Here is a 26,686-nt window from a genome sequence, read left to right on the forward strand (position 1 = left end):
TTCTGCGAGGGTTAAGCTAAAACCTCAGTCTGTAGTAGCGCTTTGCGTAATGCAGTTACTGCTTCTTCTGTCTCTATCAATCTCTCAAGAGCAAGTGCAATATCATCTTCAACCTTTAACAGTTTAGCTGCTTTTTTAACAGCTTCTCGCTCTTCAGTTGCGTAATGGTCAACACGAGCCATTTGAATTGCATGATACAGTAATGACCTTGATTTAGACCAAGTAGGAACATCAACTGTAATCTTACTCAGCAAATTTCCTAAGTCAGCATTTTTGTATTCAAATGCTTTGTATTTTGCTATTACTTCTTCAGGTGCGCCAGCCAAGCGTTGATGATTTACTAACCAGTTAAATTCGGCTTCTGAAACCTCTCCGTCTGCTCCAGCAATAGCAAGTAGTGCATATCCATAGTTAAGATATGCTTCAAGGGGAATTTCGGAAATACCTAAGTTCTTTTTCAGAAACTCTGAAGCTGGTAGTACTTCTTGAACATTGCTCATACATTACCTCTTTGTTTTTTGAGAATTTATTATTTAGCAGATGCAATTTATAAATGAAAGAATTATTGCCCAGGTTTATAAGTACTCTTTACCCATTAAATTCTTCCTCTAATTGCTGATGTACTGCTATAGCTATCTAAGCATTTAGATATTCTCAGCATCAAAGCGAAAATGCAAGGAAAGTTAAGGTAGTTAAGAAAGTTAGCAAAAAATTATTTTAAACTGAAAACATCTATGGCTAAATACTTGATATCAAACAGCTATTAACTGCCCTTGTTGAAAACGCAGAACTAAAATTTTCTTGAATTTGATCCTATGCTAGTGCGATGCCTAGGTTGGGCTGCGCCTACGCAGTACTTGATATTGACTGAGTGCCAAAAGTGTTTCTCTATCAAACAATTGTCGATAGCTGTTTTGCAAAATAGGCACGGTAGAGTTCGCAACGCGGTAAGATGCGATCGCCATCAAATCGAATTAATCCCAAACCTTCAAGCTTGTAAGTGTCAATAGGATTAAGAGCAATACCTTGTTCTGCTGCCAGAATTTCAGCATAGGTCTTTGTTAATCTAGGATTTTCTTGCAGTTTGATCAAATGTCGCCATAAATGATCGCGGTAGATGCCACCATTGGCGATCGCTTCCTCTATTATTTCTTGCAGGGTCATTTCTTGAGACTTAAGATAGTACAAACTAATCTGAATTAGTGCTGGATGTCCCCCTACTAGTGACATTAGTTGGGCAAAATCTTTAGCTTTAAACGGGTCTAAACTATACCGCCTAGCTAAATCTTCCACTTGTGGTTGAGTAAAATCGTTCAGACGAATAGGTAGACCAATATTAAAAGGAGAGAGGTTAATATCCATAGAGATGTACTCTTCAGTTGAGTAAACCATTACTAACCTCAGCTTTTGCCAGTTGGGATTGTGTCGCGCTTCCTCACACCACGATCGCAACAATGCAAAAAACTCGTGACAAATGTGAGGATACTCAAAAAAACGGTCAATTTCATTCAACACTAAAACTACTGGGCTTTGACATTGTTCGAGCAAATAGTTTTCTAAATAGAAGCCGCTGCTCAAGTTGTAGCCAATTTGTTCATTCCACTTTTCTTCGAGGTTGGGGTCAATACCTAACCCTGTTGCAATTTTCCAGCAAAGACGACGCAACAGTTTATTTAAATCAGTTAAACACTCACTATCGAATTGGTAGCAATTCAAATTCACAGTCTGATATCCAAGTTTCTGTGCAAAGGCACAAAGCCTCAACACAAGAGAACTTTTACCCATCTGTTTGGGGGATCTAATCCGAATCACGCAGCCACTAATAGTTATTTCTCGATAAACTTTTCTCTCTAATGGAGGACGTTCAATATAAAAGTGAGAATCTAAAGGTACGGGGCCATCCGGGTATGACCAAAGATTTTCTATCTGTTCAGTTTGTGTATGATGTTCTTCGACAAATGAGGTTAATTCGGAACGTTGAGATAAATCTTCTTCTATATTTGCAATGGACAATAACTCAGATGTTTCTGTCTCATTTACTTTATTGACTATGGTGTAGTCTTCACTGTGTAATTCTAGATTAAAAGCGCTAAAGCAGAGTTTTATAGTTTTTTGATCTACACTTTCACTTAAAGACCATAATTTACTCAAAGTTCTACTAGAAACATGAATGCGCGAGCTTATTTCTTCTAAACTCAAGTGTTCGCCTTTATTTTCTACTATCTCCACAGAATGAATTGCTGATTGTAACCGTTTAATCCCTGTGGAAGTTAATACAACTCCTCGTACACGTTTAGTTTTATACATTGCTCTCCCAAGTACCTGTTAGAAATGAGTGTCACAAGCAACATTTGTTTTTACATACTGAAACTATAATTTAATGTGGCAATCTTTGATACATTTTCATTTCATTTTTTCCTAAGATATATTGGAACTTTAACAAACAAGTTACATTATACTAGCTTGATAGTAAACACTAACATCAGTTATCTATTTATCCTACTTTTCCTACTTATTTACTGGGTATTTTGATGGTTGTCTTGCAAAAAGTCTCTAAAGAAGCGAAGTCTTTGTATTTACCTGAATTTGTACAAATGTAATTTAATAAATAATGTAATATTCTTAACTTGTATAATTTATGACTTGTTTGTTAGTGCGTTGCAAAAATCTTATCGCTTTAGTAGAACTCTAAGTAATGAGTATTAACAGTTGTGGAACTACTTTTAATCAAGACTAGGTTGAAAACCTCGCAGAAACTATGCATAACCAAAGACCAAAAATATACGAGTAGCTTGATATATAACTCAGTACTAATTTATACTTATTTGTTAGGCAAACAATGCAGAGCTTATTTAACAATGTATTTTAATTACTAGTAGTCTGCCAACCTAAAAATGCTAAGTAAGGACTGGGGAAAGGGTAAGGGATTTAAACCCTTTCCCACTTACCCCTTATCCCTTACCCTTTACCCCGCTTTCGTCACGAAAGCGAACTACTAGCTCCTACCAAGAAAAGGGAAGATTTTCTAACTGTCTTGATACCCATTGAGGAGTGAAAACACTCCGGTAAATCGGATTTTTAACTCTCAGATAGCCGTTATAATTTCCCACCAAACCAGACAGCAACAGTTGCGTCTGTTCTTCACTATTATCGGCTGGTATCAAGTTATCTATTGGATTCCTATTCCTTAGTTCCTCTACTTGTAAAACCTGTTGATAAATGTTTAATAACTTTCCTGCTTTATGTTCGTCAAAAAGTAAGCGATCTCTTATGGTACGGAGATGTTGCGGTTCATCTTGGAATTCCCAATGTTGAATAATGCGCGATCGCACCAATTGCTCTACCCAATATCCTTCAGCACCCTTCGGTATAGTAATCGGTGCCTTATAACTTTCTAAGGCAACTTGCACAACTAACTGACAAAGCTTCTGCGTGAGAAACGGTTGTCCTCTCGTCCAATGAATAATATACGCCAATATTGCCTGTGGCTGGCTGACTACTTCTTCTAAACCTTCAGCTAAAGGCATAACTTCATGTAATTGAAAGTCACATAACTTAATTGCTTGACCAATCTTAAAGGGATTGCGATATCGATCGGCAATTAGGTTAGATGGACTGGCTACACCAAACAAAGCAAAATGCAAGCGTTGAAAGCTTGGGTTGTGTGCTTGCTGTTCATAATAGTAACGAATCCAGATAAAAAAGTCGTTGATCGGGAAATTCAAACTTAGCAGGCTATTAATATTATCGATAAAGATGAAAATGCGATTATTTTTAATTTCTCTCAGCAACACCTGTTCAACAAATTTATACAGTCCTTGTACAGGGTCAAGCTCTGATTGTTCCTCCCACCAACTCCCAAAGTTAACCCGTTCTGTCAGATTGAACTTGTGAAACAGGCTGAAAATAATGCCTTTATACCATTGTATAGGTGTAATTTGATTAGTAGCTAATAGACCTAAGCTCAGATAAACACATATATGATTTTCTTTTTCTAAACGATGAATAGTCCGGTGTAGTAGAGATGATTTGCCTGTTTGATGAGAGTTGAAGACATAACAAAAATCTCCTGTTTTTAATCCAGTATAAAGTTGTTCGTCTGCTTGACGGACAATATATGTAGAGTCATCATACTTCAGGCTACCACCGACCTGATATCTCATAGTCAAGTCAATTCCCATAAATAGGAATACTTGTACTTTTATAACCGATACAATATTTAACTACAACAATATTCTGATGTAATTTCACTATTATGCTCATTATTTTTACTATTGATTAAGTTTTAATTGTCTTGTCTTTATTTGGATTATCTGATGGCGAACGCCCTGTTTAATCACTCTTAGAAAATAGCTGGTTCCTAATTTTTATGCTATACATAGTTAATAAAAAAATAAGTAAGTTATATTTTGAACTAAAAAATGAAAAAAATTCTGAACCTCATATTTTGCACCTGGAAACATAGATGTAAAAACCATGACTTTACAGTTTAACATCGGCAACTAGTCTAAGTCTCGGTAGCAAACATGGGTTGATAAATTTAAAAAATGACGTAACCATCCTAAATCAAGAAAATACGATTCTTACCTCGGAATAAGAAGCCTGAACATACTCAATTTGGTAATTGGGATTGAAATTTCCTTGTTGACGTTTTGCTTTAATAACTAATACAGTTTTTAATTCATTAAATGATTTTAAAATTGAATCTCTCAACTACAGGCTCATCGCTACTACTATACAAACAAGGATGACGCAATTATTGAAAATACAGCGCTTCCGGCTATTATGCAATACAGTTTTCGTCTTGTCCCTCTTTTATCACAGCTTTCAGCTTTGAAGATGTACCTCATAGCCGCCGGAAGTGCTGTATAGTACTAAAGTCTTACCCATTTCAATATCTTTGGGTTTTTGTTATAGCGGTAGGTTAAGCCCTCTTTAGTAGTGATAGATTGGCCTTTGCTTGCCTTACTTCTAATGGTACCAATTGAATAGTTTACTAACATCAGCATTTCCTGATGAGAAAGCTCTTCGATTGTGTCTATTTTTACTGTTCTTTCTGGTTGGATTTGGGATTCTTTGTTGGAAAAATCATCTATTTTGATTTCAGCTTTTTGGATAGGATTGATAGCAATTTCTTTTACTTTTTGAAACCGATAATCCTGTACGGTTAAAAGCTGCCAACTGGAATCTTGTGAAAGCTCTAAAACCCATTGATGATAATCAAACAGGCTTTCCCGATGCCCAACACTGATAAAAGTTGTTTGAGTTGATTGTAATTGTTGATATAAACTTCCTTCATTATTCAAATCCAAGGCACTGGTTGCTTCATCTAATATAGTGAAGCTAGGATGAGTAACTAACAGTCGTGCGAATGCAAGGCGTTGTTGTTCTCCTAAAGATAATATATTCTCCCAAGGAACTTCTGTATCAAAGCCATCGACTCGACTTAGCAAGTTTTGCAAGTTGACTTGTTGCAAAACTTCTTTGAGTTCTCGATCGGTCATTTGACGATTTGTATTAGGATAGAGTAATTGTTCGCGTAAAGTTCCCAAAATTATGTAAGGACGTTGGGGCAAAAACAATACTTCTTCTAGGGGAGGTCGCATCAAACGACCAGTCCCCGCATTCCACAAACCAGCGATTGCTCTCAACAAAGAACTTTTGCCTCGACCACTGGGGCCAACAATCAATAAACCTTCTCCACGTTGAACAGAAAGTGACAAATTTTCGACGATCACCTGCTCATAGTTTGGTGTTTGTAAGGTGACATTCTCAAAAGCAAAATAGTTTTCTTCTATTGTTTTAACAGCACTCAGATTCTCAGGTTGTTTAGTGACTTCTTCCAATGCATCTGAAAACTCAGTTAAACGCTCAACGTAACTCGAAAAACTTCCAGAAGTGCCAAATTCAGCTATTAATTCCCCCAGAGCAGTAGCAAACAGATAGCTAGCTAAAGTAGCTTGTCCAACTTGTCCAAAATCAATTTCATTACTAATATATAAAGGTGCGAGTAATAATAACGTAAAAAATTCGATAGCAGACTGATACCCCCTGTTAAAAATCTCGTTATTTCTCTCCCAATTAATTTTGCGTATCGCACTTTTTAGAATATTACGAAATCTTCGCTGAATTATATTTAGTTCTTGATTTTCTCCTCGAAAAAAAGCTATTGATTCGGCATGATTCCGAACATGAGTTAGTGCATAATTGTAGTCTGCTTTAGATTCAAGTTCCTCTTGATTAATTCTAATTAATTCTTGATTTAAGTAAACAGCAATCAAATTGCCTATAATCGTATAAATCAGCAAAGCAATAGCGACCTTTGGAAAAATTGACCAGAGAATTATTAAAAAAGTCGCCATTTGCAGTACTTTTTCTAGCAATGTAGCTGAAAAACTGAGGGCATTACTAGGAAGAGGTTCAATTTCTTGAGATAAACGTTGATCTGGGTTATCTATATCAGCTTTAAAATTAATTTTATAATAAGCACGATTGGTCAAATATTTATCTAAAATATGATTGTTGAGCCATTGGTACCAATCAAGAGCGATTTTTTTTCTAAGAAATTTAGAAAATCCAACTAAGAGGGTTACGCAGACAAGCCCAACAGCATAAAGCCACACTATGTTAATGAACTTAGAATAATCTTTTTCTTGAATAATTATATCGATCAAATAACGATTAACGAAACTATTAAAAGCAGTTATACCTACAAGTGCGATTATTAATAATATCAACAGAATAAGCATTCCCCATGCACGAATCACATCTGAGAATGCTCTTTGCCCTGGCTTTGTTGGATACCAGTAAGGGCCTGCGATCGCTCCGACATTTTTCCAGAATTGGATAAAATCTGAAACAGGATTTGTTCCGGGTTGAGTTTGAAGAACTTGGGTTGGCATATTTTAATAAACTAAAATCTTTTATAATCAGATTTAATACTTTTTAGTGCTGAATAACAAGTAATAAGTACCGAGTGAGAAATTACATATAGCACTCGATACTCAGAATCATGTTTGCACTTAGATATTTACTTGTGCTGGCTCGACTTCATCCATTTTTAGGTTTAGGCGATCGCATTATTTACAAAATGCAGGCTCGATAAGAGCTTTGTTGAATAGAGGCTGTAGTGGTGTGTGATCGCGGCTCACCAAGAATTCTGGTCTGGGTTGCCCCTTGAAGCTTGGTATATTGTTGATGCTGTTATAAGTGATAATTAGGAGCCTGCGATCGTAAGGAGAAATGTTGGGTGCTGATCCATGTACTAAATTACAGTGAAAGAAAAGGACAGAGCCTAAAGGGCCTTTTGGTGCAACGATACCTTTTTCAGTAGCTAGTTTAGCGATCGTTTCTTTCCCAAGAGAGTACTTGAGAGCAGCACTGACATTAGATTCCCAGTCATTTTTTTGACCATTAACTTCAGATGACTCTATTTGTCCTAAGTGAACAAGGCTCTCTTTGTGAGAACCTGGAATGAAATACATAGGCCCGTTAAACTCATTACATTCATCCAAGAAAACAGCAACATTCAATGCTTTAGGGGATGGCATACCATCTTCTTGATCCCAAAACACAAAGTCTTGATGCCACGGCCATATATCTCCTCCAAAAGCTGCTTTAAAGTTTATTTTAAATTGGTAAACATATACATCGCTATTGAGAATTTCACAGGCAGATGTTAGGAGGCTAGGGTGTCGAGTCAAGGAATCGAAAATTTCCGTGGTGGCGTGGCATCCATGAAGAGCACGCACTGTTTTGTTATCCTTTTCTAAAATCCGTCCTGGTATATCTCTTACTATCAAATCCTCAACAGCAGCGTGCATTGCCTTGACTTCTTTTGTCGAGAAAAGCTCTGGGATAAACAGTAGCCCATTCTCTTTGTAATATTCTACTTGGTCTTTGGTTAATTTCATGGTTTTATCTATCTGATTGGTATGGAACATAATTATTGTTTTGACGATTCAAATTAACTCAGTAAATCGGCAGGAATATTGCAATGCTTTGTTCAATAGCGATCGCTTTTTTAAAGAAAAATGCTCTTTATGGGTAGAATCTGACGATCAAAAGAAGGTTCATACCCCGTCACCCTTAGTCTCCTGTGCTTCTTCGATGCAAGCTTTCAACCGTTCGGCTAAGACCTGAACATTTGGTTGATTCATCATCGTGACATGGTTGCCTGGGACAAAATGGATATCCACTGGCTCGGTAGAAAACTTGCTCCAGCCCCAGGTCAAATCCTGCAAAATCTCAGAAACTACTTCATTATTAGACTCTTCAACTGCGGGAGTTTCGCTAGCGCGCAAGAGGGTAATTCGGATTGGATAAACCTGTTGTGGTACATAATTAACTAGAGAGTTAGCTTTGAGCAATTCCACCATATTCTTAAGCTGCGTAATTTCATCATCGGGAGGCAAGATATCAGCATTTTTTAATCGTTCTAGAACGTATTTCAGTTGATCTTCCCAAACCAAACATTGAAGAATATCGTCATAAATATCTAGTTTTTTTGCGTGAACAATTTCGATTGCACCTGCCAGTTGAGCTAGCCATTTAGCATTATCCCAATCAAAACCTTCTGGATTTTCCTGATAAAAAGGTGCTGTAGTATCAAGAATGGCAACTAAAGCAACCTTATGGCCTTTGCGAAGTAACTGCTGCGCCATTTCAAAGGCTAATTTACCGCCAAAAGAATGGCCTGCTAAAAAATACGGCCCCTGCGGTTGAACAACTAAGAGTGCTTGAATGTGCTGGGCGGCTACATCCTCAACTGGAGTAATTGATTCCGATTCTCCAGAAAGAGCATTTGCTTGGAAACTGTAAAATGGTTGGTCTGAACCCAGACAACGCGCTAAGTCATACAAATAGAAAGGGGTACCAGCAGCTCCTGGAAGGCAAAACAAAGGTGGCTTGGGACCGTTCGGCTGAATTGCTACTAAGGGAGACCAAATTGAGGAATCCGAATCCGCTTGCACAATAGTTGCCAACTGTTCAATAGTAGGATTTTGGTAAAGGCTTGCTATAGGAATATCTTTACCAAACTGCTTTTTAATTTGAGCCATTAAGTAAGGAGTTAAAAGGGAATGACCACCAAGGTCAAAGAAGTTATCTCGTACTCCCACCTTGTCCACTTTCAAAATTCTTGACCAGATTTGCGTTAATTGCAGTTCTACTTGGCTACGTGGTGCAACAAATTTGTCTGCGTCACTGGTGTCAGCAGGTGCTTGCAATGCGCGACGGTCTACCTTACCATTGGGCGTTAGCGGCAAGGAATCCAGAATGACTATTGCCGGAACCATGTAAGGTGGTAGTTTTGCTTTCAAGAACTGACGCAGTTGGCTAATTGTCGGTACACAGTTTTCATGCGGTACTATATAGGCCACTAAACGTTTATCACCTGGGGTATCTTCCCGGACAATGGTCACAGTTGTTTGAATTTCCGAATGTTGATTGAGTACAGTTTCAATTTCTCCTGGTTCAACCCGAAATCCCCGAATTTTCACCTGATGGTCAATGCGACCCAGAAATTCAATATTGCCATCCGGTAAATAACGCGCCAAATCCCCAGTTTTGTACAAGTAATCTTCAGCTTTAAAAGGATTAGGGATAAATTTTTGCTTTGTTAATTCCGGACGATTATAGTAACCGTTAGCTAACCCAACGCCGCCTATGTAAAGTTCACCAGTCACACCGATAGGAACTGGTTGGAAATTACTATCGACAATGTACATTTGTGTATTATCAATAGGTTTTCCTATTGGAGGGTAAGCAGGCCAAGTATCTGGTGTACCTGAGAACGTAAAAGCTGTTACCACATGGGTTTCGGAAGGCCCGTAATGATTATGCAGCGAACAATTTTCCAAATTATTAAATAAATTAACAATGGGTCGATTTACTTGCAGTTGTTCGCCGGTAGTAATAATCTCTGTAATATTTTTGAACAAATGTTTTTGCTGTCCGTATACCTCTGCCAATTGCTGAAGCACAACAACTGGAAGAATTACCTTCTGTATAGGTTTGCTTGCTAGGAAGTGAATTAAACTGTCCAAATCCAAACGCACAGTTTCGGAAACTATAAATAGTGTTCCGCCAGAACACCAAGCAGCAAACATTTCGTGAATGCTGGCATCAAAACTTAATGAGGCAAATTGAAGAACTCCCATTTCTGTTTGTAGAGTAGCTAAATGCCATTGAATCAAATTAGTGATTGCTCGATGGGGCAAAGCTACGCCTTTTGGTTTACCTGTAGAACCAGAGGTAAATATTACGTAAATTAAGTTACTAGGTTCTACACCAGTGATGAGATTTTGCTGGCTATATTGAGAAATTACTGCCCAGTCAGTATCTAAACAAACAACTTGCGCTTCATGTTGGGGTAGTTTCCTAATCAGTTGTTGTTGGGTAAGCAGCACCCTTACCTGAGTATCTTCGAGCATGAAGTGCAAACGCTCAATTGGATAGTCTGGGTCAAGTGGCACATAAGCACCACCAGCCTTTAAAATCCCCAACAGTCCCACAACCATTTCTAATGAGCGTTCTACACACAATCCGACTAGCACATCTGGTTTCACACCCAAGGACTTCAAGTAGTGTGCTAATTGATTTGCCCGACAGTTTAATTCGTAGTAAGTAAGTCGTTGAGTCTCAAACTCTACCGCCACTGCATTTGGGGTACGCTCTACTTGCTCCTCAAACAACTGATGAATAAATTTATCAATTGGGTAATCAGTTTGGGTATTGTTCCACTCAACTAATAACTGATGCTTTTCCTTTGGTGTGATTAGTGACAATTGGGAAATTTGCTGCTGTGGGTTAGCGACAATTCCCTCAAGTAATGTTTGGAAATGCCCTAATAAACGAGCGATCGCACCATCATCAAATCGGCTAGTATCGTAGTTAATCTTCACCAACAATTGCTTACCAGGAGCAGCAATTACAGTTAGCGGATAATTAGTTTGTTCAATACTGTGAATACTTTCTATAGAGAAACTTTGATTAGGCGATTTTACTGCCTCATCCACAGGATAATTTTCAAAAACAACAATACTCTCAAATACAGGCGTTCCTCTCTTGACTTCACTCCACCCTTGAATATCTACCAATGAGTTATATGAGTATTGCTCAGACTCCACTTGTTGTGTTTGTAAATCCTTCAACAAAGCCAAGACTTGGGTATCATCTGTAACTTGTACTCGTACTGGCAAGGTATTGATAAATATCCCCACCATCGACTCAATGCCGACAAGAGAGGGCGGACGACCTGACACAGTAGCACCAAAAACTACATCTTTTTCTTGGTTGTAACGACTCAGTAGTAATGCCCAAGTCGCTTGCACCAAATTATTTATTGTTAGTTGATGCTGCCGTGCAAAAGCCTGAAGGTTAGCTGTTGCTTGCTCTGCCAGTTGGATTTGTTGTTCGCTGTAACTAGAATTTAGCTGTTGTCGTTTTGACGATGGTTTATCAACTATCAAAGAAGTGGGTGAGGTAAAACCTTGGAGTTTTTCTCTCCAGAATTGTTCAGCTTGGGTTAAGTCTTGTTTCTGTAGCCAAGCAATATAGTTGCGGTAGCTTTGGGCTGGTTGAACGGCTACAGTTTCACCTTGAGAAATTTCTTGATAAAAATATAATAAGTCTTTGAAAATCAAAGGCGTTGACCAGCCATCAAGCAATAAGTGATGAGAACTCCAAACGAATTGATAACTATCTGCACTCAATTGCATCAGGCTGAGGCTCATCAGTGGTGCTTGATTCAGTTGGAAACCCTCTTTTCGCTGTGACTGCAAGAAAAGCTCTAATTGCTGTTGCTGCTTTTGTGTAGATAGTTGTTGCCAATCATGGGTTTGTAGGTTAAAATCCACCTGCCGATATACTACTTGAAGTGGCTGGGTTAATTGCTCCCAAACAAAAGCAGTCCGCAAGATTGAATGCCGTGCTACCACTTGCTGCCAAGCTTCCTCAAAAGCTGCTACGTTCAACTCACCTTTTAAAGTAAAACTTAACTGCTCAAAATATACTCCTGAGTCTGGAGCATACAAACTTTCAAACAGCATCCCCTGCTGCATGGGAGAAAGTGGATAAATATCTTCAATATTCTTGGAGTTAGTTTTGCCTAAACTTGCCAACAGTTGGTCTAGTTCTAACTGGTTTAGCTTCACCAAAGAGAAATCTGAAGATGTATAACCTCCACTCTCAGGTGATGAACAATGAGCAATCAACCCTCGCAATGTTTTAACAAAATCTTGCGCCAGATTTGCGATCGTGGCGTGCTGATGGACATTAGTGCTGTAAGTCCACTCTATTTGTAACCGTTCTCCAGCAATAATGCTGTTAATGTCTAATAAATGAGCGCGGTTGTTGAGCAAACTTTGGCTGTGTCCCGCAGACTCACTAGCTTGCTGCATCCAAGAAGATGTATTGAGAAGTTGATCGAATTGACCCAAATAATTAAAACTGATTTGAGCTTGCGGTAATGCTTGTAATTGGGTAGCAATTTCTGCATCTTGAGTGAGATACCGCAATAAACCGTAGCCAATACCTTTGTTAGGAATAGAGCGCAGTTGTTCTTTGACAGATTTTAAGGCATCTACTGGATTTTCTGTTGCTTCCAGTTCCACAATTACAGGGAAAATGGTTGTAAACCAACCGATAGTGCGTGACAAATCAACATCATCAACAATATCTTCTCGCCCATGACCTTCTAAATTGAACAGCACAGAGCTTGAGTTAGTCCATTTTGCTAAAACCAGCACCAAAGCAGTCAGTAGCACATCATTAATCTGAGTATTGTAAGCCTTTGGCACATCTTGCAGTAAGGCACGAGTTTCGATCTCATTTAATGACACTGATACTGTACTGGCAGACGCAACGGTGTTTGCCCCTTGTGTATAGTCAACTGGGATGGAAGGAACTGCGGCGCGAGATTCATTCAGCCAATAAGCCACTTCAGATTTGAGGGCTTGTGATTGTGCATAAGCTGTTAATTTTTCAGACCAATCCTTGAAAGAAGTTGTTTTGGCAGTCAGGGCAATGGCTTTACCTTGAGCAAGTTGCTGGTAAGCTGTTTGTAAATCCTCTAATAAAATTCGCCAAGAAACACCATCAACTACTAAGTGATGGATGACTATTAGTAGTCGCGCCCTTTTATCAATACCTAGATGGAAAAAGGCGGCTTGTACTAGATTTTCTGGCAGATTCAAACTCGCTTGAAAGTAAGCTCCTTTATCTTCAATGGCAGCTTTTTGCTCACTCTCTGGCAGATTCGATAAGTCTATATAAAAGAAAGCAACACTATCAGTAACAGCATGAATTTGTTGCCAAGTCGCCTCAGATTGTGTAAAACGTAAGCGCAGAGCATCATGATGTATTAGCAATTGCTGCAATACTTGCTTTAATAGTTCTGGCTTGAGGTCAGATGGTACTGAGAGCAAAAATGATTGATTAAAGTGGTGCGGCTGTTGTAAATTTTGCTCAAAAAAATAGTGTTGAATTGGTGTTAGAGGTAATATCCCTGTGACTAATCCTTGTTCTATGTGGATAACACTTGCTATGTTTTCTACTGTCGCTAATTCTGCAATTGTTTGATATGCAAATAATTGCTTGAGAGTCAAATGCAATCCTGTTTGCTTGGCTCTGCTGATGATTTGAATACTGAGAATAGAATCTCCGCCAAGTTCAAAGAAGTTATCATGAATGCCCACTTGCTCTAGTCTGAGAACTTCTGCCCAAATCTGCGCTAGTATTTTTTCAATTTGATTGCGTGGGTCTACAAAACTGACTTCTAGTTCTCCACGAAAGTCTGGTGCAGGAAATGCGCGGCGGTCTACCTTGCCGTTGGGCAAAAGAGGTAGGGACTCCAGCATCACAAAAACATGAGGCATCATGTACTGTGGCAGTTGACCAGAGAGGAAAGAGCGTAGCTGGCTGACTGTAGGAGTTTGTCCTAGATGCGGAACTGCGTAGGCGACTAAGCGTTTATCCCCAGTCGTGTCTTCGCGAGCAATAACACAACACGCCTGTATATCCTCACATTGGCTCAACCGTGCTTCAATTTCTCCCAACTCGATACGGAAACCACGCATTTTTACTTGGTTGTCAATACGTCCCAGGTATTCAATTGTGCCATCCAGTAAATAACGTGCTAAATCACCAGTTTTATAAAGGTGGGAATCTAGTTCATCGCTAAAAGGGTTAAGGATGAATTTTTCTTTTGTCAACTCTGCACGGTTGAGGTAGCCTCTTGCTATCCCTGCACCACCAATGTGCAATTCTCCTGGTACACCCACGGGTACTGGTTGCAGATACTCATCTAAAATGTAGATTTGTGTGTTGGCGATCGCGCGACCGATGGGGACAACTTGTCGTTCAATTCCTGGTTTGCAAGTCCAAAAGGTTGCATCAATACAAGCTTCTGTCGGCCCGTAGAGATTGTGCAAGTTCACATTGAGATTACTTAACACGTTCTCTTGCAGAGCAACTGGTAAGGCTTCACCTCCGCAGAAGATTTGTTTAAGTGAGTGACAAGTTTCGAGTCCTCCTTGTTCTATAAGTATTTGTAACAAAGATGGTACAAATTGAACAGTTGTTACCTGCTGCTGGGCAATTAACTTTAACAGGTAAGCAGTATCAGCATGACCTCCGGGTTGAGCTAATAGCAACTGTCCGCCTACTAACAAAGGAGCGTAGAATTCCCAAACCGAGGCATCAAAGCTAAAGGGAGTTTTTTGTAGCACTTTGTCTTTTTCAGTCAGGGGAAATGTTGCTTGCATCCAGGACATGTGGTTGCAAAGGTTGCGGTGAGAAAGCATTACTCCCTTAGGCTGACCTGTAGAACCAGAGGTATAAATCACATAGGCTAAGTTAGCTGCTTGTACACCAGCGATTAGATTGTCTGGACTTGACTGAGAAATAAAGTGCCAGTCAGTATCTAAACATATAATCTGCGCTTGATGCTGAGGCAACTTCTCAAGGAGTTGTTGTTGGGTCAGTAGCACTGGAACTTGAGCATCTTCTAACATAAAGCTCAAGCGTTCTTGAGGATAATCTGGGTCAAGTGGCAAGTATGCCCCACCCGACTTAAGAATACCTAGTAGTCCCACGACCATTTCTAGCGATCGCTCTACACAAATACCCACTAACGTATCTGGTTTTACACCCAAAGACTGCAAGTAATGCGCCAACTGGTTAGCGCGACAATTCAATTGCTGGTAAGTCAATTGTTGATTTTCAAAGACAACTGCTACAGCATCCGGAGTACACTCAACCTGCTCCTCAAACAACTCATGGATACACTTATCGAAAGGATATTCTGCTTGAGTCGAGTTCCATTCAACTAATAACTGATGCTGTTCAACTTGTGTCAGCAGAGGTAACTGTGAAATCTTCTGCTGTGGATTAGCAACAATTCCTTCCAGCAAAGTCACAAAATGCCCAGTCATCCGCTCAATTGTGCTGCTATCAAATAAGTCAGTGCTATATTCCCATACACCCACTAATCCAGCACCAGAGTTGTACATTGATAAGCTCAAATCAAACTTAGTAGTTTTGCTTTCTGCTGTTAAAAAACTAATAGTTAAACCAGCAAGCTCTAGTTTAGACATGGGCGCATTCTGGAGTGCAAACATTACTTGGAACAGTGGTGTATGGCTGAGATTCCGTTCTGGCTGCAATGCTTCAACTACCATTTCAAAAGGCAATTCCTGATGAGTATATGCTCCTAAAGCTATTTGGCGAACGCAACCAAGTAATTCGTTAAAACTGGGGTCGCCTGCTAAGTTAGTACGCATCACTAAGGTATTGACAAAAAAGCCAATTAACCCTTCTATTTCGCTGCGATCGCGGTTGGCGACCGATGTCCCCACCAAAATGTCTGATTGCCCTGTGTAGCGGTAAAGTAGGATATCAAAGGCTGTTAACAGAGTCATAAAGAGAGTACAACCTCCCTCCTGGCTAAGTTTTGTCAGTCTATTAGTCAACTCAACTGAGAGTGTAAATTCTTGAGTTGCACCAGCGAAAGTCTGCACGGCAGGTCTGGGACGGTCTGTGGGTAGTGACAATAAAGCTGGTGCATCTTTTAATTGTTGTTGCCAATAATTTAGTTGAGTTTGTAGTACATTCCCTTGCAGCCACTCTCTTTGCCATAAGGCAAAATCTGCGTATTGAATGGGTAGTGGTGCTAAAGGTGACGGCTCACCTTTAGAATAAGCCTTGTACAGTGCTGCTAGTTCTTGGACAAACACACCCATTGACCAGCCATCAGAGACAACATGGTGCATACACACTAACAAGACATATTCTGTCTCATTCAACAATACTAATGTTGCTCTAATTAGTTCTTGGTTTGCCAAGTCAAAAGGTTGAATAGCTTCTTGTTGTACTAATTGCTGTGTAACAATTTCTTGTTCAGTTGTCGATAAATGCTTCAAGTTAACAATTGATACAATCCCCAGTTCCCAGTTCCCAGTTCTCTGTTCCCTAATGATTTGTGTTGGTTGTCCATCAACAGTGATAAAGTTTGTGCGTAACGCTTCATGGCGATCAATAATTTCTTGCAAGCTTTGTTTTAAGGCAGCCTGATTGAGATTGCCCACTAGACGCAAAGCTAAGGGGATGTTGTATGAAGCACTGTTCGGCTCTAACTGGTCTAAAAACCACAAGCGCTGTTGAGCATAAGATAGGGGTAATAATTCTTCAGTAATCATCTCTTGCTCCTTGGTAGAATGCGTGGAACAGTTAGGTCTGAGTTTTGTTGCTGTAACTTCCCGATAGATTGCGCTAGTTCAGCTATTGTTGCGCCATTGAACAATTCGCTTAAAGAAAGTTGCACTTTGAAGTGATCGCGGATGCGTGACACCAGTTGGATTGCAAGTAGTGAGTGTCCGCCTAGTTCAAAGAAGTTATCATTAATTCCTACTTGCTCTAATCCCAGCACTTGTGACCACATCTGTGCTAGTGTTTCTTCGACTGGTGTGCGCGGGGCAACATATTTATCTCCAAGGTCGATGTATAAATCAGGTGTGGGCAAGCCACGGCGGTCTACTTTGCCATTAGGAGTTAGCGGCAATGACTCTAATATGACAAAAGCATTTGGCACCATATAATCTGGGAGTTTTGCTTTGAGGAATTGCCGCAGGTAGCTGATTGTAGGTGTACAGTCATGATTTGCTACGACATAAGCGACTAAGCGTTTATCATCTCTGGTATCTTCACGGAGGATGACGCAAGATGCTTGCACATCCTCATGTTGGCTTATTGCAGCTTCGATTTCTCCTAACTCGATGCGGAAACCACGTATTTTTACTTGGTTGTCAATACGACCCAAGTATTCAATATCGCCATCAGGTAAATAACGAGCTAAGTCCCCAGTTTTGTAAAGGCGTGAGTACTTAGTACACGCTTCTCTACGAGAGGCTCCGCCAACGCGAACGGAATTAGAGGATTGGTTCTCTGTTTCCCCCCTGCCTCTTTGAAAGGGATTGAGAATGAATTTCTCTTGTGTCAATTCTGGAAGGTTGAGGTAGCCTCTTGCTAACCCAACACCCCCAATGTGCAATTCTCCTGGTACACCCACAGGCACTGGTTGCAAATTTTTGTCTAAAATATAGACTTGTGTATTGGCGATCGCTTTACCAATGGAGATTTTATCGTCTTCAAGAGTGCATTTTGCGATCGCCTTGGGCGTGGCTTTGCCAATCGTGGCACAGACAGTAGCTTCTGTTGGACCGTAAGCGTTGAAAAAGTTTCTGCCAGCAGACCACTGCCTTATTAATTCAGCAGAACAAGCTTCTCCGGCTACAATCATTGTCTGCAATGCCGGAAGTTCCTCTGCTGCCATAACTGCTAACGCCGATGGTGGAAGCGTAATATGGGTAATGCCATGATTGCGTAACTGCTCAATTAATGGTTTCCCTGGCACTAAAGAGTCTTTTGTTCCCAAGCACAGCGTTGCACCTGATCCCAGAGCCATTAAGATTTCTGAGATGGAAGCATCAAAACTGAAGGAGGCAAACTGGAGAATGCGACTATCAGAGTCTACGCTAAAAGTCTGAATCTGAGCTTGAGCTAAGTTGCATAATCCCTTATGCTCAACCATCACACCTTTTGGTCTACCTGTAGATCCTGAAGTGTAAATCACATTAGCTAGATGGAAAGGTTTGACTCCACTCGTTAGGTTGTCTTGATTATTTTGGTCAATTTGTGACCAAGCTTCATCTAAACAGACAAGCTTTGCTAGATGTTGAGGAAGTCTTTCAATAAATTGTTGTTGAGTCAGCAGCAACGAAACTTTGGCATCTTTTAACATGAAGCTCAAGCGTTCAGTAGGATATTCTGGGTCAAGTGGCACATAAGCACCACCTGCCTTGAGAATTCCCAACAATGCCACTACCATTTCTAATGAGCGTTCTACACACAACCCAACCAAGACTTCTGGTTTGACCCCAAGGATTTGTAGATAATAAGCGAGTTGATTGGCTCTGGCGTTTAACTCGGCGTATGTCAGCCGTTGATCCCCAAATATCACCGCCGTTGCATTGGGTGTTTGTTCTACTTGCGCTTCAAACAGTTGGTGAACACATTTATCTGCGGGATACTCTACTTCTGTTTTATTCCACTCTACTAAAAGTTGATGACGCTCCTCTGAAGAAACAAAAGATTGCAACTCGTAACGTTCTTGTGGCTCCTTTGCCATTGCCGCCAGAACTCTCAGATAATAATCACTAATCCTGTTAACTTGTTCGGAGGATAACTCGCAGGAATCGTACTTCAAATTCAGTACTATATCAGAAGAGTTGGGACTGACGCTGAATTGAGCAACAAAAGTCAAGTTTGTTTGTTCAAAAAACTTTCCACCTAGCAGTTGTAAATTATCGAGTCCCAGTACTTGTTCGTAGACGTGGAAATGGGTAAAATTAAACGCCGTCTCAAATAAAGGCTCACCACCCAAATTCCTTTGCATTTCCGCCAAAGGATAGCGGCGGTGCGGCAACATTTCTTGTTCTGCTGCAAACACTTTTTGCACCAGGTCTGTCCAAGTGCCTCCAGCAAATTGCAGGCGGAATGGCAATGTATTGAGGAATAGTCCCAGGACTCGTTCACCATCACTTTGCTCAGGTCGTCCGTTAGCTGCTACACCCGTTACTACATCTGACTCACCAGTGAGGAAATTTAAGACTCGCAGATGGGCAGCCAACAACACACTCTTGAGTGTAACTTCTGCGGACTGAGCCAGTTGTTTTAAGCCTGCGAAAATTTCAGGGGATAAAGTTACCTCTTGCACACCAACTTCTCGAACATTGCTATTTGTTTGCACAACAGACCAGCGAGGTAATTTGGTAAAAGTGGTGTCGTTTAACCTTTCACTCCAGTATCGCCCAGTTGACGATGAAGCGATCGCTTGTTGCTCTAAAGCCACAAAATCCCGGAATGCAAGACTAAATTGTGGCGATAGATAATCGACTGGTTCGCCTAAAAGCGACAAGTAACGCTTAAAAAACTCACTCATCATCGAGGCAACACTCCATCCATCGAGAATAGCGTGGTGGAAACTCAAAGCCAGATTAAATGTCTCTTGTGTGCGGCGATGAACAAAGAAACGCACTAAGGGAGGATGAGTCCAATCAAAATGCCGTTTCTTTTCGGCTTCAAACCAAGCAGCTAAGGCCTCTTCTTGCTGGGAATGATGTAAATGACACCAATCTTCCACCTGCAAGGGAACCTCAACTTGCTGATGAACCAATTGCAACGGAATACTGAAGTTACTAAGCTCAAATGAAGTCCGCAGTACAGCGTGATAATTGACTAAATCTTGAATAGCGACCTGTAAAAGTTGAACATCAAAAGGGGTTTTGAGGTGAAAACTGAAAATATCGTGGTAGACTGCACTATCTTGGCTGTACTCACTGTGGTAAATCATTCCCATTTGCAGCATAGCAAGGGGATAAGCATCCTCTAGACCATTAGGTAACTGCTGTTTGTCTGCTTGAGAAATCAGACTGAATGGTTGAGTTAACTCTAATTCTGTGATGTCATTCTCTGGTGTTTTCTGTGTTTTCAGTTCTTGGACTAGCTCGTGAATCGTCTGATATTTGAATAGCTGTTGGACAGAGAAACTCAAACCTTGTTCTTTAGCTTGAGACAGCACTTGAATACTACGGATAGAATCCCCACCTAAAGCAAAGAAGTTATCATTAATACCTACTTTTTCAACACCGAGAACCTTAGTCCAGATGGTGACTAATATTTTCTCTTCTGGAGTGCTAGGTGCGACAAAAACATTTTCTAATTCTGGTCTTGCGGTGTCAGGTACAGGCAAAGCACGACGGTCTACCTTACCATTTGCTGTTACTGGTAGAGCTTCTAACTGCACAAAAGCACTTGGCACCATGTACTCTGGCAGCTTTTGTTTGAGGAAGCGACGTAGTTCTGCGGCTGTGGGAGATTGTTCTGTCTTTGACACTACGTAAGCCACTAAACGTTTGTTGCCCGGTTCATCCTCCCGAACCAGCACCACGCTTTCCCAAATGGCTGGGTGTTGCGCTAGTAGTGCCTCAATTTCTCCCAACTCAATGCGGAAGCCACGAATTTTTACTTGTTGATCGATGCGCCCTAAATACTCCAACTCGCCATTCGGCAAATAACGTGCTAAGTCGCCGGATTTATATAGTCGTGCTTTTGGGTTATTGCTAAAGGGATTAGAGATAAACCTCTGTGCTGTGAGTTCAGGGCGATTAAGATAGCCACGCGCTACCCCAGCACCGCCAACGTACATCTCGCCAGGAACCCCAATCGGTACTGGCTTTTGATGTTCATCTAGCACATACACCTGTAAGTCAGGAATCGGACGACCAATTACACTTGCCGTGCCAATCAAATCGGCTTTGCTCAATGGACGATAGGTGACGTGTACAGTAGTTTCTGTAATCCCATACATATTTACTAACTGTGGCAATTGGTCGCCGTGGCGTTCAAACCAAGGCTGTAAACTCTTGAGTTCTAAGGCTTCTCCACCGAAGATAACCAAGCGTAAGTTCAAGTCGCCAGTAGTTGCTATTGACTGTTCGGCTTGAATCAACTGGCGGAAAGCTGAAGGTGTTTGATTGAGAATTGTGACTTTCTCTTGACATAACAATTCATAGAAAGACTCAGGCGATCGCGTCACTAAATAAGGCACTACTACCAGTCGTCCACCATAAAGTAAAGCTCCCCAAATTTCCCAAACAGAGAAATCGAACGCGTAAGAGTGGAACATTGTCCAGACATCATCTTGATTGAAGTGATACCAAGAATTTGTCGCTTCAAATAGACGAACTACATTTGAGTGGTTGACTAAGGTGCCTTTCGGTTGACCTGTAGATCCTGATGTGTAAATGACATAAGCTAAGTTATCAGTTGTTAAGCCACTAACGAGATTATTTTTACTTTCGGTGGATATGTCTTCCCAGTCTTTATCTAAGCATAGTACATGTGCCCCATGTTCCGGTAGGCTAGTCAGCAATTTCTCTTGAGTCAACAGGACTGATACCTGTGAATCATTTAGCATATATGCCAAACGCTCTTGAGGATAGTCTGGGTCAAGTGGCACATACGCTCCACCAGCTTTGAGAATACCTAATATTCCCACGATTGTTTCTAGCGATCGCTCCACATACAACCCAACCAGCACATCGGCTCCCACACCCAAAGACTTCAGGTAATGCGCCAACTGGTTAGCACGACTATTCAACTCACCATAAGTCAGTTGTCGATTTCCAAACACCACAGCTACAGCATCAGGGATACGCTCTACCTGTTCCTCAAACAACTGATGGATACACTTATGCTGAAGATAATCCGCCTGAGTATCATTCCACTCAACTAATAACTGCTGTTGCTCAACTTCTGTCAGCAGAGGTAACTGTGAAATCTTCTGCTGTGGGTTAGCAACAATACCTTCAAGCAAGGTCACAAAATGCTCAGTCAGGCGCTCGATTGTGCTGGCATCAAACAAATTAGTGCTATATTCCCACACACCCACTAGTCCAGCAGCAGTGTTCTGCATTAACAAAGACAAATCAAACTTGGAAGTTGCACCTGTTGCCGGTAAAGAACTGATAGTTAAGCCAGTAAGCTCTACTTCAGATATAGGGGCATTCTGGAGTGCAAACATCACCTGGAACAGTGGAGTATGACTGAGATCCCGTTGGGGCTGCAATGCTTCCACTAGCATTTCAAATGGCAAATTCTGATGAGAGTATGCATCCATTGCCATTTCTCGAACACGAGTGAGCAATTCGCTAAAACTGGGGTTGCCTGCCAAGTTGGTACGCATCACTAAGGTATTGACAAAAAAGCCAATTAACCCTTCTATTTCACTGCGATCGCGATTTGCGATCGGTGAACCAAGCAAAATGTCATCAGATCCTGTATAGCGATAAAGCAAGGTATCATAAGCTGCTAACAGAGTCATAAAGAGAGTACAACCTTGCTCTTGGCTTAGTTTTACCAATCTATTAGTTAACTCAACTGATAGTACAAATTCTTGATGTGCGCCAGCGAAAGTCTGCACAGCAGGTCTGGGTCGGTCTGTGGGTAACGACAATAAAGCTGGTGCATCTTTGAGTTGCTGTTGCCAGTAACTCAGATGGCTTTCCAGCACATTTTCTTGTAACCAGTTTCGCTGCCAGATGGCAAAATCTGCATACTGAATCGCTAATGGTGTTAAAGGTGACGGTCTACCTTGAGAATAAGCATTGTAAAGTGCTGCTAGTTCTTGCACAAACACACCTATTGACCAAGCATCAGAGACTACATGGTGCATACAGATTAACAAGATGTGTTCTGTCTCATTAAGAACTACTAATGTCGCCCTAATTAATGCTTCACTAGCGAGGTCAAATGGTTGAATAGCTTGTTTTTGTGCTAATTGCTGTACGGCTATTTCTTGTTCGGTTGTGGATAAATGCTTGAAATCAACAGTTGAGACTGTCCAATTTGGTTGTGTTTGGATGATTTGAGTTGGTTGTCCATTAACGGCGACGAAATTGGTACGTAAAGCTTCGTGGCGATAAATAATTTCTTGTAAGCTTTGCTCTAAAGTAACTTGATTGATATTTCCGACTAGACGTAAAGCTATGGGTAAATTGTATAAGGCACTGTTCGGCTCTAATTTGTCTAAAAACCACAAACGCTGTTGAGCAAACGACAGCGGTAAGTCTGCATTTTTTGGTCTTGGTAAGATAGGCAGTGCAGACATATCTAAGTCCTGTTGCTGCAACTGCTCAATTGCTTGTGCTAATTCTGCTACTGTTGCTTTGGCAAACAACTCACGTAATGGTAGTTCCACTTTGAAAATGTTGCGGATGCGTGAAACCAGTTGCGTTGCTAGTAGCGAGTGTCCTCCAAGTTCAAAGAAGTTATCATGAATGCCCACTTGCTCTACTTTCAGCACTTGCGCCCAAATTTGTGCCAGCATTTCTTCAACGGGGGTGCGCGGGGCTATATATTTGGCTTTGAGTTCGCTGTGTAAATCTGGTGCGGGTAGAACGCGGCGGTCTACCTTGCCGCTAGGAGTTAATGGCAACGACTCCAATATCACAAAAGCATTGGGTATCATGTACTCTGGCAGCTTTGCTTTGAGAAATTGCCGCAGTTCATTGATTGAGAGTATACAGTGCTGATGCGGCACTACGTAGGCGACTAAACGCTTATCAACTGGGGTATCTTCGCGGGCGATGACACAAACTGCTTGTACATCACTATGTTGGCCTAATACTGCTTCAATTTCGCCTAACTCGATGCGAAAACCACGTATTTTTACTTGATTATCGATACGACCAAAGTATTCAATATTGCCATCTGTTAAATAGCGTACTAAATCCCCAGTTTTATATAATCTACTCTCTCCTGTCTCATCAAACGGGTTTAAAATGAACTTCTCTTGTGTCAACTCTGGACGATTGAGGTAGCCCCTAGCTAGGGAAACACCACCGATGTACAACTCTCCTGGGACACCAATAGGTACAGGCTGTAAATATTTATCTAAAATATAAGTTTGTGTATTTGCAATTGGCTTTCCAATGGGAGGAAGTAACGGCCAATTTTCCACTGGCTCAGTCAGTCTAAAAGTAGTAACCACATGACTTTCCGATGGCCCATAATGATTGTGCAATGTACAATCACTAAGTTTGCCCAACCATTGAGAAATCGCCGGAGTAATCTGCAACTGTTCCCCAGCAGTAATAATTTCCCTCGGATGACTATTAACTAACTCACTATCAATAGCGACTTCAGCTAGTTGCTGTAAAACAACAAAGGGAACAAACAGTCTCTCAATAGCTTTTTCTTCGAGGAAACCTAACAAAGCTACTGGATCTCTGCGTAGTTCCTCCGCAATTAAGAACAATGTGCCTCCCGAAAACCAGGTAGTGAATATTTCTTGGAAGGAGACATCAAAGCTAATAGGGGCAAATTGCAGGGTTTTTGCTCCAGTAGAAATTGTATTATTTTGAAGTTGCCACAGAATCAGATTGCAAAGAGCAAGCTGATTAAGGGCTACACCTTTAGGTTTACCCGTAGAACCAGAGGTATAAATTATATAAGCTAAATTATTCGTTTGTACACTAGTAATGGTATTGTGCTGACTTGAGTTAGAAATTGCCTGCCAGTCAGTATCTAAGCAAACAAGATGTGCTTGATGCTCAGGCAGTCTCTCAAGGAGTCGCTGCTGGGTTAGTAGCACTGAAACTTGAGCATCTTCAAGCATGAAACTCAGGCGCTCGCTGGGATACTCTGGGTCAAGTGGCACATAAGCCCCACCTGCCTTGAGAATTCCCAACAATGCCACTACCATTTCTAATGAACGCTCCACACATAAACCGACCAGCACATCGGCTTTCACACCCAAAGACTGCAAGTAATGTGCCAACTGGTTAGCGCGACAGTTCAATTGGTGGTAAGTTAGTTGTTGATTTTCAAACACCACTGCTACAGCATCTGGGGTACGCTCCACCTGCTCCTCAAACAACTCATGGATACAATTATTAAGGGGATAGTCAGTTTGAGTATCGTTCCACTCGACAAGTAACTCTCGTTGTTCCGGTTTTGTCAGCAGGGACAATTGCGATATTTGCTCTTTGGGATTAGCAACAATGCCTGACAGCAAAGTTACAAAATGACCCGCCATCCGCTCAATAGTGCCTGGATCGAACAAGTCGGTGTTGTACTCCCACGTACTCACTAGTCCAGTGGTAGTGTTTTCCATGAATAAAGTCAAATCAAACTTAGCAGTTGTCCTTTCTGTCATTAATGGACTGACAGTTAACCCAGTTAGATCCACTTGAGATATGGAAGCATTCTGGAGGAGAAACATCACCTGAAACAACGGTGTATGGCTGAGATCCCGTTCTGGCTGCAATGCTTTTACCAACTCCTCAAAGGGCAGGTCTGAATGAGCGTAAGCTTGCGACATCAGTTGACGCACTCGACTTAGCAACTGCTTAAAACTGGGATTACCTGACAAATCGGTACGTAGTACTAAGGTATTGACAAAAAAGCCAATCAAGTTTTCAGTTTCCAAGCGATCGCGGTTAGCAATGGGCGTACCCACTAAAATGTCATCAGAGCCTGTATAGCGATAAAGTAAGGTAACAAATGCTGTGAACAGCGTCGTGAACAGGGTAGCTTTCTCTTGCTTACTAAAATTGGCAAGTGCTTCGCTCAGTTCAATTGAAAGTTTTATATGTTGACGCGCTCCTCGAAAAGTTTGAATGGCTGGTCTAGGTCGGTCTGTGGGTAATTCTAGTAAGCTAGGAGCGTTTTTGAGTAGTTGCTGCCAGTAATTAAGCTGCCTTTGGAGTACCTCTGTTTGCAACCACTGCCGTTGCCAAATAGCAAAGTCGCCATACTGAATTTGTAGCTCAGGTAGCTCTGGGGACAAGTTGTTGCACAGAGCTGAGTAAATGATTGCTAACTCCCGCATCAATACACCCACTGACCAAGCATCGAAGACAATGTGGTGTAATGTTAGTAACAAGACGTGTTCTAGCTCTGTGAGTTGAAGCACAGAAGCTCGGATTAAACCAGAGTTAGCGAGGTCAAAGGGTCGAATAGCTTCTGCCGTGGCTAATTGCTGGCAAGCGATTTCTCTTTCACTTTCAGGTAGCTCTGTTAGGTCTACTACTGACAAATTTAAGGTTAAGCTTTCAGCAATTACCTGAATTGGCTGCTCGTTAAAGGTTCGGAAGTTGGTACGTAAGGCTTCGTGGCGAGCAATAATTTTGTTGAGGCTTTGCTCTAGTGCCACAACGTTTAGATTACCACGAAGTCGTAGAGCTGCTTGTTCGTTGTAGAAGGGGTTATTTGGTTCCAACTGGTTCAATAACCAGATTTGTTCTTGGCCAAAAGACAGAGGTAAGTTCTGAGTGCGATCGGCTTTGATCAGGGGTAAATCAGTATCAGTGGCGATACCTCCGGTGAGCTTCGCTAACTCATTTTTCTGGTGCAGCCACAAAATAAGTTCTGCTTTATTCTTAACTAATAAGTCACGAGTTTCTGCTGTCAATACTCCCTTTGGAGCATTAGCACGTAACTGTTCATCTTCAACCCACAATTTCACACCTTGCTGAGAAAGTTCAGCTACAAATTGCTTGATATTCATATAATTATTACCTTCATACTGTCAACTAATTCGTAATTCGTAATTCATAGTTAATAA

7 protein-coding genes are annotated in these 26,686 nt (G+C 41.0%); all 7 read right to left on the reverse strand.

Features of this window, described 5'->3' with window-relative positions:
• Positions 1-11 precede the first annotated feature (11 nt).
• Complete coding sequence (locus LC608_RS19970) at positions 12-500, reverse strand: hypothetical protein (protein ID WP_229555170.1); 489 nt, start codon at positions 498-500, stop codon at positions 12-14.
• A 391-nt stretch (positions 501-891) separates the two neighbouring features.
• The gene (locus LC608_RS19975) at positions 892-2,307 is read right to left on the reverse strand and encodes an AAA-like domain-containing protein (protein ID WP_229555171.1); all 1,416 of its coding nucleotides are present in this window, start codon (positions 2,305-2,307) and stop codon (positions 892-894) included.
• Between the two features lie 695 nt (positions 2,308-3,002).
• A complete protein-coding gene (locus LC608_RS19980) occupies positions 3,003-4,163 on the reverse strand; it encodes an AAA-like domain-containing protein (RefSeq protein WP_229555172.1) in 1,161 nt (386 codons plus the stop codon).
• 711 nt (positions 4,164-4,874) lie between these two features.
• The gene (locus tag LC608_RS19985) at positions 4,875-6,902 is read right to left on the reverse strand and encodes an ABC transporter ATP-binding protein/permease (protein WP_229555173.1); all 2,028 of its coding nucleotides are present in this window, start codon (positions 6,900-6,902) and stop codon (positions 4,875-4,877) included.
• Between the two features lie 177 nt (positions 6,903-7,079).
• The gene (locus LC608_RS19990) at positions 7,080-7,943 is read right to left on the reverse strand and encodes a phytanoyl-CoA dioxygenase family protein (protein WP_229555174.1); all 864 of its coding nucleotides are present in this window, start codon (positions 7,941-7,943) and stop codon (positions 7,080-7,082) included.
• A 129-nt stretch (positions 7,944-8,072) separates the two neighbouring features.
• Positions 8,073-16,697, reverse strand: a complete 8,625-nt coding sequence (locus LC608_RS37595) for a non-ribosomal peptide synthetase (RefSeq protein ID WP_229555175.1) — start codon at positions 16,695-16,697, stop codon at positions 8,073-8,075.
• Positions 16,694-26,629 (reverse strand): non-ribosomal peptide synthetase, encoded by a 9,936-nt coding sequence (locus LC608_RS37600; protein ID WP_229555176.1) that lies wholly within the window; start codon positions 26,627-26,629, stop codon positions 16,694-16,696. Before LC608_RS37600 ends, LC608_RS37595 begins: the two co-directional genes overlap by 4 nt.
• Between the last annotated feature and the right edge of the window lie 57 nt (positions 26,630-26,686).

It is taken from the genome of Nostoc sp. XA010, from assembly GCF_020829625.1.
In the GTDB taxonomy this organism is placed as follows: Bacteria; Cyanobacteriota; Cyanobacteriia; order Cyanobacteriales; family Nostocaceae; genus Nostoc.